At 43.6% G+C, this 12,474-nt stretch carries 13 protein-coding genes, 5 tRNA genes and 1 pseudogene; 2 read left to right on the top strand and 17 right to left on the bottom strand.

Annotation, left to right across the window (positions count from 1 at the left end):
• Positions 1 to 70 precede the first annotated feature (70 nt).
• Complete coding sequence (trhA, locus tag ACWI_RS00645; RefSeq protein ID WP_070369508.1) at positions 71 to 715, bottom strand: PAQR family membrane homeostasis protein TrhA; 645 nt, start codon at positions 713 to 715, stop codon at positions 71 to 73.
• A 149-nt stretch (positions 716 to 864) separates the two neighbouring features.
• Positions 865 to 1,536, bottom strand: a complete 672-nt coding sequence (locus tag ACWI_RS00650; protein ID WP_070369509.1) for a DUF1638 domain-containing protein — start codon at positions 1,534 to 1,536, stop codon at positions 865 to 867.
• A 201-nt stretch (positions 1,537 to 1,737) separates the two neighbouring features.
• Here ACWI_RS00650 and ACWI_RS00655 point away from each other — a divergent pair, with 201 nt between their 5' ends.
• Entirely contained in the window at positions 1,738 to 2,313 is a 576-nt protein-coding gene (locus tag ACWI_RS00655) for a 5-formyltetrahydrofolate cyclo-ligase (RefSeq protein WP_070369510.1), read from the top strand.
• Between the two features lie 6 nt (positions 2,314 to 2,319).
• Complete coding sequence (locus ACWI_RS00660) at positions 2,320 to 3,624, top strand: bifunctional folylpolyglutamate synthase/dihydrofolate synthase (protein WP_070369511.1); 1,305 nt, start codon at positions 2,320 to 2,322, stop codon at positions 3,622 to 3,624.
• Between the two features lie 82 nt (positions 3,625 to 3,706).
• Here the strand turns inward: ACWI_RS00660 and dusB are convergent, their stop codons facing one another.
• The 15 genes and pseudogenes from dusB to ACWI_RS00735 all read right to left on the bottom strand — a co-directional run bounded on the left by dusB (position 3,707) and on the right by ACWI_RS00735 (position 12,467).
• Positions 3,707 to 4,708, bottom strand: a complete 1,002-nt coding sequence (gene dusB, locus ACWI_RS00665) for a tRNA dihydrouridine synthase DusB (protein ID WP_084633418.1) — start codon at positions 4,706 to 4,708, stop codon at positions 3,707 to 3,709.
• Positions 4,709 to 4,717: 9 nt separating this feature from the next.
• On the bottom strand, positions 4,718 to 5,488 hold the full coding sequence (locus tag ACWI_RS00670) for a type III pantothenate kinase (protein ID WP_070369512.1): 771 nt from the start codon (positions 5,486 to 5,488) through the stop codon (positions 4,718 to 4,720).
• An 8-nt stretch (positions 5,489 to 5,496) separates the two neighbouring features.
• A complete protein-coding gene (locus ACWI_RS00675) occupies positions 5,497 to 5,898 on the bottom strand; it encodes a thioesterase family protein (protein WP_070369513.1) in 402 nt (133 codons plus the stop codon).
• Positions 5,899 to 6,002: 104 nt separating this feature from the next.
• Positions 6,003 to 7,829, bottom strand: a complete 1,827-nt coding sequence (ftsH, locus tag ACWI_RS00680) for an ATP-dependent zinc metalloprotease FtsH (RefSeq protein ID WP_070369689.1) — start codon at positions 7,827 to 7,829, stop codon at positions 6,003 to 6,005.
• A gap of 65 nt (positions 7,830 to 7,894) precedes the next feature.
• Positions 7,895 to 8,421 (bottom strand): annotated as a pseudogene (gene hpt, locus ACWI_RS00685) (hypoxanthine phosphoribosyltransferase).
• Complete coding sequence (tilS, locus tag ACWI_RS00690) at positions 8,390 to 9,835, bottom strand: tRNA lysidine(34) synthetase TilS (RefSeq protein ID WP_070369514.1); 1,446 nt, start codon at positions 9,833 to 9,835, stop codon at positions 8,390 to 8,392. The pseudogene hpt and the gene tilS overlap by 32 nt, the downstream one beginning before the upstream one ends.
• Before the next feature lie 61 nt (positions 9,836 to 9,896).
• A tRNA-Val gene (locus ACWI_RS00695) sits at positions 9,897 to 9,972 on the bottom strand.
• Positions 9,973 to 10,017: 45 nt separating this feature from the next.
• Positions 10,018 to 10,092, bottom strand: a tRNA-Glu gene (locus ACWI_RS00700).
• Between the two features lie 18 nt (positions 10,093 to 10,110).
• A tRNA-Met gene (locus ACWI_RS00705) sits at positions 10,111 to 10,187 on the bottom strand.
• A gap of 24 nt (positions 10,188 to 10,211) precedes the next feature.
• Positions 10,212 to 10,288 (bottom strand) — tRNA-Met (locus tag ACWI_RS00710).
• Positions 10,289 to 10,332: 44 nt separating this feature from the next.
• Positions 10,333 to 10,420, bottom strand: a tRNA-Leu gene (locus ACWI_RS00715).
• Between the two features lie 88 nt (positions 10,421 to 10,508).
• Entirely contained in the window at positions 10,509 to 11,522 is a 1,014-nt protein-coding gene (locus ACWI_RS00720) for a Ppx/GppA phosphatase family protein (protein ID WP_242871552.1), read from the bottom strand.
• Positions 11,485 to 11,817 (bottom strand): FtsB family cell division protein, encoded by a 333-nt coding sequence (locus tag ACWI_RS00725; RefSeq protein WP_070369515.1) that lies wholly within the window; start codon positions 11,815 to 11,817, stop codon positions 11,485 to 11,487. The genes ACWI_RS00720 and ACWI_RS00725 overlap by 38 nt, the downstream gene beginning before the upstream one ends.
• 30 nt (positions 11,818 to 11,847) lie before the next feature.
• On the bottom strand, positions 11,848 to 12,087 hold the full coding sequence (locus ACWI_RS00730) for an RNA-binding S4 domain-containing protein (protein ID WP_070369516.1): 240 nt from the start codon (positions 12,085 to 12,087) through the stop codon (positions 11,848 to 11,850).
• A gap of 92 nt (positions 12,088 to 12,179) precedes the next feature.
• Positions 12,180 to 12,467 (bottom strand): HU family DNA-binding protein, encoded by a 288-nt coding sequence (locus tag ACWI_RS00735; protein WP_014357319.1) that lies wholly within the window; start codon positions 12,465 to 12,467, stop codon positions 12,180 to 12,182.
• Positions 12,468 to 12,474 lie beyond the last annotated feature (7 nt).

The raw sequence follows: 12,474 nt of genomic DNA on the forward strand, positions 1-12,474 counted from the left end.
ACAGTTTTTTTATAAAATACAATAATAATTTTGTTTTAACTATCAACTTTTTTATGATACCATTTTTTTCTTAAAGAATAAAGAAAAAAACACAAATAAAATGACACAGCGAACCCAATATTACAAAAATGTGAAATAATTCGTGAAAGCCGAAGTTCTTGCCGAAGTTTGGCTTTTTGACGGCGTAAATCACCCCGCCGATGGTATACATGACCCCACCGCCAACCAGCAGCACAAAACCCGGCCGAGGCAAAGCCTGATACAGCGGCCCTAACACAAATAGCGCAAACCACCCCAGAAAAATATAGAGACCGGTGCCCAGCCACCGGGGCATATTGATCCAGGCCACTTTAAGAATAATCCCGACTAGAGCCACCCCCCAGATTGCCACCATCATCGCTACCCGCATGGTTCCCGTTAAGCAAAGCAGACAAAATGGGGTATAGGTTCCCGCAATCAGAATAAAGATCATGGCATGATCCAGTTTTTTCAGATGCAGAATTTCTTCCTTACTGCCATATGATGCATGGTATCTAAAGCTGGTGCCATAGAGGCAGATCAGTCCCACTCCAAAAGCCAGTACCGAAATGAGTGTCAATGGGGTCAGATTATCCTTTGCAACAATTAAAATCAACATCGCAATAATGCCAAAGATGGATAATATTGCACCAATTAAATGGGTTAATGCATTCATCGGTTCTCTAAACTGATTCATATTTTGTCCTTTCTGTTACTCAATCATTCGCTTTTATCACTATACCATACTTTTAAAATTTTGTGAAATCAGGTCTCACATCACAAAAACACCTATTTCAATCATGCAAAGATCAAAACAGGTGTTTATCCAACCAAAATACTATTATCCTACCTGTTTCGAACTGTTACCTCATCAAAGTCATCGTGGGTGGTCATTTGACCAGGTGGAATAATACAAAAGCCCTCCTGCCACTGGCCGGTTACCAATTTTTCAAGCGGTGAAATGCTCCCCTGATCAACCACCACTTCCAGTCCGATGAGTTCACCAATATCATTCACCCGGGACAGCGAATTATCGACTGAGTAGGCGCCAGTATCAATCAACATCAGGTTTTTATAGTTCCGAAACATAATATCCATGACTTTCCTGGCCCGACTTTCGCCGTACTTTTCCCGGTTATGCGCAAATTCTTTATCAAGGGACTTTCCCCCCCGCAACCAGCCCTCAGTCAGGAAATAGGTCGATGTTCGAATCCGCTCCAGCTCTTCTTTTTCTGAAAGCAGGATATCAATGCAATCCCCATAACGGGGAATAATCAAAGTGGCCGTGTTACTTTTTAAGCCCAACAATCCATTGCCGCAATTGCCATAGGCAAACAAGAGTTGATCATATTCCTCTTCAGCTTTGTCTATTTCTTCCTGAAGGGCGTTTTTCAATCGTTCCGGAGAGTCATGGAGCATATTGGACATCCAGACAGTCTCCAATTCTACACTGTTTTTTTTCAATGCCAGTTCAACCTCATCCTTGATGGTTTCGCAGGCAATTAATAATCGCTTCATTTATTTTTTACACCTTTTTTCTGTTTACGCTTTCAAGCATATTATTTATGGACTATTTTTCTGCACTATTTCCAGTATAACCAAGAATCCCTGTTTTTCAAGAAAAAATACAGATAAAATTTCCCCTCGATAATTTTTTGTCGGCAACCGACTTTATGTTATAATATCATCGTCAATTAATCTTAATATTAGGAGAAGAAAATGGATAAAAGTATGTTCCGAAAAGAAGTTCTGGCACGCCGTAAAGAAATTTATTGTGCCGATACCGATGCAAAAATTATCGAACAATTCCTGGATAGTGATCTTTATAAAAACGCCGATTGGATTATGGCCTATGTCAGCTTTGGCACTGAAATCTATACCCATGATTTTATCAAAAAAGCCCTGGCCGATGGTAAACACATCGTGGTTCCCATCTGTAACATCGAAGATCATACCGTTACCCTGTCAGAGTTGATTAATTTTCCCGAAGATCTGGAAGAGGGCCACTATGGAATCCTCGAAGTTCGTGCCGAATGTATGCGAATTGTCGATCCTAAAAAAATTGATCTCGTGATGGTTCCCGGTTGTGCCTTCTCACCCTCCGGCCACCGGATGGGCTTTGGCGGCGGCTATTATGACCGTTTTCTGGAAACTGTCAGTGACGATTGTATCACTGTTGCACTGATTCGTGAAGACTTTATTTTTGACAAAATCCCCATGGAAGAGCATGATAAAAGCGTCCAATTCATGGTTACCGAAAAATGTGTCAATTGTTGTCCAATTCAGGAGGCCTAATTTAACATGAACGTTACCGAAGCCATCAGCTACATTGAAGCAACCCATAAGTTTGGCACCCGGTTAGGGCTGGACAGCATGAGACTCCTACTGAATGCCATGGACAACCCCCAGGATAAGCTTAAATTTATTCACATTGCCGGTACCAACGGCAAAGGATCCACTTCCACCATGATCGCCACCGTCTTAAAAACCGCCGGATACAACACCGGTCTGTTTACCTCTCCCTTTCTGGAAGCCTTTAATGAACGGATCCAGTTAAACAATGAACCGATTGATGATGACAGTCTGGTCGCCGCCACTACCTTTGTCAAGGAACGGATCGAAGTGCTACTGGAGCAAGGCGAACCCCACCCGACCGAATTTGAAATGGTGACCGCCGTTGGTCTTCAATACTTTTATGAAAAACAGGTGGACTTTGTTGTGCTTGAAGTTGGAATGGGTGGAAGACTTGATGCCACCAACATCATCAAAGATCCATTGGCGGTAGTGATCATGGGGATCAGCAATGATCACACCGACTACCTGGGAAACACCCTGGCTGAAATTGCCTATGAAAAAGCTGCCATTATCAAAGAGGGCTCTGATGTCGTTGTCTATCCTCAGGATCCCGAAGCCCTAAAAGTCATTCTTGACTTTGCGGAGTCCAAAAATGCCAATACGGTTTTGGTTAACCCCGATGACATTTCAATTCTAAGCCATACCACCCACAATCAGACCCTGAAATATCGGGGTGATCATCTCTATCTGGATGGCTTCTCCTTAAAACTGCTGGGTGATCATCAATCCCTGAACTGCCTGACCGCTCTGGAAGTCATTGCCCTACTGATTCGCAAAGGCTATTCAATCAACTCCAGTCAGATAAAAAAAGCGCTGGCTAATGTTGTTTTTCCGGGGCGTTTTGAAATTTTTCGGGAAAATCCGGTGATCCTCATCGATGGTGCCCACAACAGTAATGGGATCCAGGCCTTTGTCAATAATATGAAGCAATATTTTCCCAACCGCACAATCAACCTGTTTTTCGGAATGCTGGAAGATAAGGACATTGAAGAATCCTTATCTTATCTGGTGCCCATCGCCAGCACCATTCACACCCTGACGCCTAACAGTGACCGGGCCATGCCAGCCGATAAAATGGCCGCATTAATCAGCACTAGCTATGGCAAAAGCGTCGATTTCTACGACAATATGGATGATGCCGTAAACAGCATTAACCTGACCCGAACAAACGAGGTCAATGTATTTGTGGGTTCCCTTTATATGATTGGTGAAGCCCGCACCCTGATCCGGAAAAATTTACTATCAAACTAAGTTTAAAATTTTCACAACATTAATTAAAAAGTAGGGGCGATCTCGGATCACCCCTACTTTTTTTGTGAGGTCACTCTTTTTATTATTTCAGTGCGCAAGTCAGCAATTGGATCACCGCTGCTTTATCCGGAGCATGAAAGAGCTCGTTGCGAATCACCGTGGCATGGGGAAGACCTTTGGTATAGGCCGCCAGATGTTTACGCATTTCCCGGAGTCCAGCCTCCTCGTTTTTTAGCAGCCCCAACAAATCAATGTGTTTAATGGCGACCTGGACCCGTTCTTCAGGCGTCGGTTTGGCGAGCACTTCGCCGGTATCTAAATAATGCTTAATTTCCCGAAAAACAAAGGGGTTACCAATGGCTGCCCGACCAACCATCAGCCCATCGACCCCGGTTAATTCAATGGCCTTTTGGGCCGCTTCACCACTGTTGATATCGCCGTTTAAGATGATCGGAATCCCGGCATTTTTTTTGACCTCAGCAATAATCTCCCAATTGGCCAAACCGGAGTAATAGGCTTCCCGGGTGCGGCCATGGATCGTTAGGGCCGCCGCCCCGGCAGCTTCCACCCCCTCGGCGATTGCCCGGATATTGATGCTCTGATCATCCCAGCCAATACGGGTTTTGACAATCAGCGGCTTCTGGGAGGCCTCTGCCAATGCACTAACCACCGCAAAAAACAACTCCGGTGTTTTTAACAGGGCTGAGCCTTCGCCATTTTTGGTAATCTTGGGGGCCGGGCAACCGGCGTTAAAATCCAAAAGGGCATAATCGGTGGCATTAATATAATCCCTGACGACCTGTGCCAGAATATCCGGATCGGAGCCAAACAGTTGGATTCCCGCCGGTGCTTCCTGCTCACAGGTCAGCATTAAATCAGCCGTCTTGTGATCCTTATAGTATAGACCCTTACCGCTGATCATTTCTGAAAAAACCACTCCAGCCCCAAACTCTTTGGCCATCAGCCGAAAAGGCAGGTTGGTGTAGCCAGCCATTGGCCCCAAAAAAAGAGGGGTTTCAATTGAAACATCCCCAATTTTCAGAACGCTATTTTTTTGTTCACATGCAGATTTTGTTTTCTTCATTGATTCTGTTTACCGGAAATTCTTATCATGGATAATCTTCAGCCCTTTAAGGGAAAGTTGGGGATCATAAACGTTAATGGATTTTGTTTCCTGGTAAAACAGACGACCATACCCACCGGTTGCCACCACCTTCATATCCTTAACGCCGGTCTCTTTTTTAATCTGTTCAATGATATACTCCACCTGACCAATATAACCATAAACCAAACCCGCCTGCATACTGGTTACCGTATCACGGGCCAATATTGACGACGGTTTTTTAATTTCGATATTGGGCAGCTTGGCGGCATTTTTCCACAAAGCATCAATGGAAATCTGAATCCCCGGGGTGGTTACTGCTGCTGCAAAAGCCCCTTCTTTGGTGACATAATCAAAGGTAGTGGCCGTTCCAAAGTCGGTAACGATTAACGGTCCGCCATAAATGCTGTAGGCAGCTACCGCATCAACGATCCGGTCAGCTCCAACTTCCGATGGATCCGAGGTATTAATGGGCATTCCGGTTTTAATACCCGGCCCCACCACCATCGGTTCCACCCCGATATATTTTTTTATGCCATTGATCAGTGAGTACATGATGTTTGGCACTACTGACGCAATAATGACACTGCTGATTTTGTCCACCGATATTTCTGAATTTCTGAAAAAGGATTTGATCAGCACTCCGTACTCATCCGAGGTTCGCGGTGTTTTGGTGACAAAGCGCCAGGAATAGGGGATTTCATCGCCGATCAGAACTGCCAGTTCCGTATTTGTATTTCCGACATCAATACCTAAAATCATGTTTCCTCCTAAAGATTGGTTTCCAGTTTTTTTGCAACCTTCTCGTTGAAGCGGGCTTTATCCACAATAAAACGCTGATGAATCGCTTCGCCAATTTTTTCCACGCTATCCCATGCATCGATATCAAAATTCAAGGCCCGTTTTTCAATCGATACCAGCGTCGCCTTAATCCGAATTTCGACTCCCACTGGTGAAGCTGATAGATGTTTTAATTCGATGAAGGTTCCCACGGTGGTACTGTTATCGGGTTGAGTCGTTTCCACCCCTTCAAAGGCTGTATTCTCCATCCAGGCTACCAGTCGGGGCGTGGCCAGCACCGCTTCGCCGCCACTGCCTAAGGCCAGGGCCGTATCTTCTTTATTTACAAAAAATTTCTTTTCAAAACTGGTTCCAACTTTCAGTTCTTCCATTTGATCCTCCATGTCTTTTTGTCAAATTCAACTGATTACATAGTTGTATTTTAACATCTTATCTTAAAAAAAGCCGTTATATGAACGGCTTTTTTACTTGTTAATTATTCAATTTCAGCTTCTATCTCAACTTCTACCATTTTTTCTGATTCCGGCTGTTCTTCAAACAGCGCTTTGAATTCTTCACCGGTGACGGTTTTATCTCTCAGCAGGCGAGTGGCAATCTCTTCGAGCTTTTCCTGATGTGTTTCCAGAATCGAGCAGGCCCGTTCAAAAGCATTTTCCACAATCATACGGATTTCCTTATCAATGACCGCTGCAACTTCCTCACTGTAATTGCGGGAACGTCCCAGATCCCGACCCAGAAAGACTTCGCCGCTGTCAGAATGTCCAAAAGTCATTGGCCCCAGATGCTCACTCATGCCCCATTCCGTTACCATACTTCTGGCAATCTTGGTTGCTCGTTCAATATCATTGCTGGCGCCGGTGCAAATATCATCCAGAGCGATTTTTTCAGCCGCCCGTCCACCCAGCAGACCGCAGATATTTTCCAACAACTTACTTTTACTCATATGCTGACGATCATCATCCGGCAGTGACAAGGTATAACCAGCTGCCATCCCCCGGGGAATAATCGAAATCTCATGAACCGAGTCACAATTGGGTAAAAGATGCATGACAATCGCATGTCCGGCTTCATGATAAGCCGTGATATGTAAATCATCCTCGTTGATCACTTTGCTTTTCTTTTCAGGACCGGCAATCACCCGTTTGATGGCTTCTTCCAACTCGACCATAGTAATCAATTTACCACTATGTCTGGCCGTCAGAAGGGCAGCTTCATTCATCAGGTTTTCCAGATCTGCCCCGGTGAAGCCCGGTGTCCCTTTGGCAATGGTAGCCAGATCGACCTCAGGTGCCAGGGGTTTATCTTTTTTATGGACATTGAGAATTTCTTCCCGACCTTTTACATCCGGTACACCAACCGTTACCTGGCGGTCAAAACGCCCTGGTCTCAGTAAGGCTGGGTCAAGAATATCCGGACGGTTTGTAGCGGCAATAATGATAATGCCTTCGTTGATACCAAAACCATCCATTTCAACCAGTAACTGATTCAGGGTTTGCTCCCGTTCGTCATGTCCGCCACCCAGACCAGCGCCACGATGTCGACCAACCGCATCAATTTCATCAATAAAAATGATACAGGGGGCGTTTTTCTTGGCATTTTCAAAAAGATCCCGAACTCGGGACGCTCCGACCCCAACAAACATCTCGACAAAATCCGAACCACTGATGGTGAAAAACGGCACTGCCGCTTCACCGGCCACCGCTCTGGCCAGAAGGGTTTTCCCAGTACCCGGAGGTCCAACTAATAAAATCCCTTTGGGAATCCGGGCGCCCAATTTCCGGTAGCGATCCGGAGCTTTCAAGAAATCAACAACTTCTTCTAACTCTTCTTTTTCCTCATCGGCACCAGCGACGTTTTTAAAGGTCACCTTGGTTTCCCCTTCAACGTGAAGTTTTGCCCGACTTTTTCCAAAGGACATTACCTTCCCGCCGCCACCGCCAGCCTGTTGGCTGAAGACAAGAAAAAACACCACCATTAAAACAATCAACACCACTGATGGAATTAAGGAAATCCACCAGGAATCCTGCTGCTTGGTAATGGTTACTTTCACATCGTTTTTCAAAATATACGGTGTTACCTGTTCGTCTATTACATATTGCGGTACCACTGCCTCAAATTCTTCGCCACTTCGTAGAACGCCGGTGACATTTGAGTTGTTTATTTCCAGTTCTGCTACCTGATTATTCTCCAATTGGGTAAGCAGCTCACTATAAACAATCGTTTTAACCTCTTCTTTCATGGGGTTTAAAAAGGTTACAGCGACAATAATGATCAATAGAATTACTAAATAAAACCCAATCATCTTAAGGTATTTATTCAAAAAACATCACTCCTCTCATGTTCAAATTCTTCTTTTTTCCACTATGCTTATTCATATACTTCTCGTTTTAAAATCCCAATAAAGGGAAGATTCCGGTACTTTTGAGCATAATCCAATCCGTATCCAACTACGAATTCATTGGGTATTTCAAAGCCGATATAACCCGCTGTTCCCGACGCTCCGGTTTATCCAGTAGCGAACAGACCTTCACATCCGCGGCCCCCAGACTTTCAAAGCGATTCAATAAATATTTCAGGGTATTGCCAGTATCAACGATATCTTCAATCAGCAAAATACTCCGGCCTTTGACATCCATCGATAGATCCGCTTCCAGTTGAACAATTCCAGAGCTCCGGGCTTCGGCGCCATAGCTGGAGGCTTTTAAGAAATCAATCTCCAATGGAATCGGAATTTTTCTAATCAAATCGGCCATAAAAACCGATGATCCTTTCAAAATACCAATCAAGATGGGATACTTTCCCCGGTAATCTGCGGTAATCTTTTCTCCAAGTTCTGCGACACGCTTTTCCAATGCCTTTTCATCAACCAAAATTTCCTGAATATCGGCTATCACATTTTTCTCCTAACATAAGGTATGTTACCCTAATTATTTTTTTTGTATCATCATTGGCCAAAAATCGTTGATTGATGGCATAGCCCAAAATCCATAAGACCTCGTTGTCCACCACCAGTAGCGGAATTTCATTTCTGCGATTGCGATCGATTTTCTTGTCAATAAAATATTTTTTTATGGATTTTTTTCCCAGTAGACCGGGAGGATAAAAATAGTCTCCTGATTGACGACTACGCAAAACCAATATGCCTTTTATTTTATCATAATCAAAATATTTTTCACAATGATTTTCCACTTCTTTCGAAAAAAAACACCTTTTATCCTTAAATTCAGCCGGAGTAACCCGTTTCGTTTCGACGATCAGATGCTCTTTAGCAAATAGGTAGGTTTTGTTTTCCAGAATCGGTTTGGGTGTTATAATAACATCTGTCTGCTTTTCTTTTTTTGATACCATAACCCGATCATAACGGCGGCTAACTTGAATGTCATGCGGGAAGTGGATTTCCCAGATCGTTTTGTCGCTCTTTAATAAACTATAAAATGCAGTGATATGATTGTACTCAATTTCCTTTAAACTACCCTTAAATTTAAAAATAGCCCGCCGTAAAATTTCTTTCTGAACCACCGGTTCCTCACCCAACCACACGTCACGATTAATAACTACCCGGTTTATTTCAGAAGCCAGAATCCGATCTTCAATCAGATCCACATATTTCTCAAAAAACGCTTCATATTCATAGGCAATTTTTGTAAATTCATTAAAATGGACTTCCGCCCGGGGATTGATTTCTAAAACCATCGGCATAATATCCAAACGGATTTTATTGCGGGTATAGTCTCGCTGAAAATTGGTAGCGTCGGTTCGAAAAGCCAGCTCATGAATTTTACAATACGCCAGAATTTCTTTTTTCTCCAGACACAGAAAAGGCCGGATATATAAATTGTCCCGACTGGATTTTATGCCCGAAACACCCTTGACCCCGGTACCCCGAATCAGTCGCATCAGCATCGTTTCCGCCTGATCATTGATATGATGGCCCATCGCGATCCGATTATAACCATGGGCTTCTGCGATGACACTAAAAAAGTCGTAACGTTCTTTCCGTCCCGCTTCTTCTACTGATATTTTCTCGATTCGTGATATTTGCCGGATATTTCGTTGTCGCGAAAAGAAGGGAATGTTCCGCGCTCGACAAAATTCTTTTACAAACTCTTCGTCGGCATCAGCGGCAGCTCCCCGAAGACCATGGTGAAGATGAGCCACACCGAGGGTTATTTCAAATTGGTTGGCATATTTGTCCAAAAAATACAATAAAGCCAGCGAATCTGCTCCACCGGATACGCCGATGAGAACATGATCGCCAGCCTCTAAAATTCCCTGTTCTTCAATGTATTGAATTACTTTTTTCTCCATGGTTTCACCACTTCAATAAAATTCTCGATTCTAATTTTTTAACAAAAATAGATAAAAAAAATGGTGGTCGCAACAGGGCTCGAACCTGTGACCCCCTGCTTGTAAGGCAGGTGCTCTCCCAGCTGAGCTATGCGACCACGAAATAATCTGGAAACTATTCGGTTGTGATGATACAAATTAATTGGTGACCCCTAGGGGACTCGAACCCCTGTTACCGCCGTGAAAGGGCGGTGTCTTAACCGCTTGACCAAGGGGCCACTGATTTATTTTTTTTATGGTAGCGGCGAACGGAGTCGAACCGCTGACACTACGGGTATGAACCGTATGCTCTAGCCAACTGAGCTACGCCGCCATGAAAAAAAAGGATTTGTATATTTGGTTGCGGGAGCAGGATTTGAACCTACGACCTCCGGGTTATGAGCCCGACGAGCTACCAAGCTGCTCCATCCCGCGATGTGAGTAATTGAGCAAGTTTATCAAGTGACCATTTTAAAAAGTGGTGCCGAGGACCGGAATCGAACCGGTACGGTCGAAAGGACCGCAGGATTTTAAGTCCTGTGCGTCTGCCAGTTCCGCCACCCCGGCACTTTTTCGTCCGTCCCCTTGCTCAAGGGACAAGTGTTATTATACGCCCATCCATAGATAATGTCAAGCTTTTTTGAAAAAAATATTTCTATTTATTTTCCATGACAAAATGGCGGTATGCTGCGCCTTCGAGGTTATCATAATCACAGACGGTAAAAACAGTTTCCCCGGTGATTTTAAAAATATTCAAAAGTAAAAAAGCCCCGGCTAAAATAATATCAGCCCGTTTGGCTTCCAGCCCCACCATATTTTGTCGCTCCTTGATGGTTTTACTGGCTAAACTATCAATCATACGTTCCAGCTCATCTTTAGTAATGGTACTCTGATGAACCATTTCACTGCAATAGGTCTTCAGTTCCTGTTTGATCGTTGATAAACTGGTGGCCGTTCCACCAATACCAATGAGTTTATAGGGTTTGGTCGGCAAAAATCCATGTGTCTTTTTTTCAAACTCGGCATAAATTTTCTCATTCATCCGCTCCAATTCCTGAAAGGTTGGTGGATCAGAAAAAATAAATTCTTCGGTACAGCGAACACAGCCCAGATTAATACTCATCATTCTTTTTATTTCATTATCTTCGCCATAAATAAATTCGGTACTACCGCCACCAATGTCAAAAATCAGAATTTTTTCTTCAAAGCACTGAGACACCCCAACAAAACCAAGCTCTGCTTCAGCTTCACCAGAAATCACCTCAATTTCGAATCCCAGTTTTTCTTTAACTGCCTCAAGATAGGCCGCTGTATTATCGGCGTCCCGCATGGCACTGGTACCAAACAAATAAAACGCTTCCACCCCATAATCGGCGGCGATATTTTTGTACTCTTCCAGGGCTTCCATATTTCTTTTTTCGGCATCGGGATGAAGCCGTCCGGTTTGATTGACTCCCTGGCCCATCCGGGTATAACGAACCGATTTGTTGACCCGCACCAGTTTTCCCTGGTCATTTCGAAAAATCAGCATTCGGGTGGAATTAGTTCCTATATCAATCACCGCCAGATGGCGTTTTTTTTCTTTTCGTTCAATCAAATCAAGTTTACTACCATCTAAATTACTGTTGCATTTATTGTTCAACTGTTTGCCCATCGCTTTCTGCAGCATCTTTCTGGGTTTCCACAATGACGATGGTTTCATCCGGATAATATAAACCTAGATATCGCCGTGCAAAATTCTCCACATAATTCTTGCTGCCCATCTGTTTAACCTGTTCATCTAATTGATTACTTCTTATTTTTTCATTTTCGATTTCTTGGCTAATTTGGATCTTTTGCTGATCCAACTCATAGATTTTTATGGCATTGGCCAGATAGATGTAGACGGTAAACAAAATTGTCCCGATAATTGCCAGGGCAATGATGATTCGACGTCTGATCAGGTTTCTCGTTTTTTCATTCATCTTCGCTTCTTCATTTCCGGCAGGCCTGCCCTACAATTCCCGATACATATCTCCTGCTTTATCTTTAGGAGCATGTTCCAGGCATTCAAGAACCTCCACCTTTTGTTCTCCGTCACCATAACGGATGGTAATAATATCTCCGGGTTTCACCTGGTCACCCGGTTTAGCCACCTTGTCGTTAATGGATATCCGCCCGCCGTCACAGGCGTCTTTTCCCACGGTTCGACGTTTAATAATTCTGGCGTTTTTTAAATATTTATCAATTCTCATGTAGTCCTCATTATTCTAAATCAAAAAGCTTAAAACTAAAACCACTGATAAAACAAAAAGCCAGAGCATCGCCCCGGCTTCTGTAACTTTGCTTACTTATTTACTTCATCCTTAAAGCCTTTACCCGCTTTAAAGCCAGGGGCTTTAGAGGCTGCTATTTCGATGGGCTCTTTTGTTCGTGGGTTAAGACCTGTACGTGCTGCACGTTCTCTAACCTCAAAGGTTCCAAAACCTACTAATGACACCTTGTCTCCATTTTTCAAGGTATCTACCACTGTGTCCAAAAAAGCACCTAATGCTTTTTCTGAATCTTTTTTTGATAAACCCGACTTTTCTGCCATTTGGGCAATTAATTCTGATTTGTTCATTTTTTCCTCCATCTGATAG

It is taken from the genome of Acetobacterium wieringae (assembly GCF_001766835.1).
GTDB lineage: Bacteria > Bacillota > Clostridia > Eubacteriales > Eubacteriaceae > Acetobacterium > Acetobacterium wieringae.

Coding starts and splice junctions, on each gene's coding strand:
- ACWI_RS00735 (WP_014357319.1), bottom strand. CDS start 12,467: ATGGAGGAAAAAATGAACAAATCAGAATTAATTGCCCAAATGGCAGAA.
- ACWI_RS00660 (WP_070369511.1), top strand. CDS start 2,320: ATGAACGTTACCGAAGCCATCAGCTACATTGAAGCAACCCATAAGTTT.
- ACWI_RS00725 (WP_070369515.1), bottom strand. CDS start 11,817: ATGAATGAAAAAACGAGAAACCTGATCAGACGTCGAATCATCATTGCC.
- dusB (WP_084633418.1), bottom strand. CDS start 4,708: ATGAAGAAAACAAAATCTGCATGTGAACAAAAAAATAGCGTTCTGAAA.
- ACWI_RS00675 (WP_070369513.1), bottom strand. CDS start 5,898: ATGGAAGAACTGAAAGTTGGAACCAGTTTTGAAAAGAAATTTTTTGTA.
- tilS (WP_070369514.1), bottom strand. CDS start 9,835: ATGGAGAAAAAAGTAATTCAATACATTGAAGAACAGGGAATTTTAGAG.
- trhA (WP_070369508.1), bottom strand. CDS start 715: ATGAATCAGTTTAGAGAACCGATGAATGCATTAACCCATTTAATTGGT.
- ACWI_RS00730 (WP_070369516.1), bottom strand. CDS start 12,087: ATGAGAATTGATAAATATTTAAAAAACGCCAGAATTATTAAACGTCGA.
- ACWI_RS00670 (WP_070369512.1), bottom strand. CDS start 5,488: ATGATTTTAGGTATTGATGTCGGAAATACAAATACGGAACTGGCAGTT.
- ACWI_RS00655 (WP_070369510.1), top strand. CDS start 1,738: ATGGATAAAAGTATGTTCCGAAAAGAAGTTCTGGCACGCCGTAAAGAA.
- ACWI_RS00720 (WP_242871552.1), bottom strand. CDS start 11,522: ATGCTGCAGAAAGCGATGGGCAAACAGTTGAACAATAAATGCAACAGT.
- ftsH (WP_070369689.1), bottom strand. CDS start 7,829: ATGATTGGGTTTTATTTAGTAATTCTATTGATCATTATTGTCGCTGTA.
- ACWI_RS00650 (WP_070369509.1), bottom strand. CDS start 1,536: ATGAAGCGATTATTAATTGCCTGCGAAACCATCAAGGATGAGGTTGAA.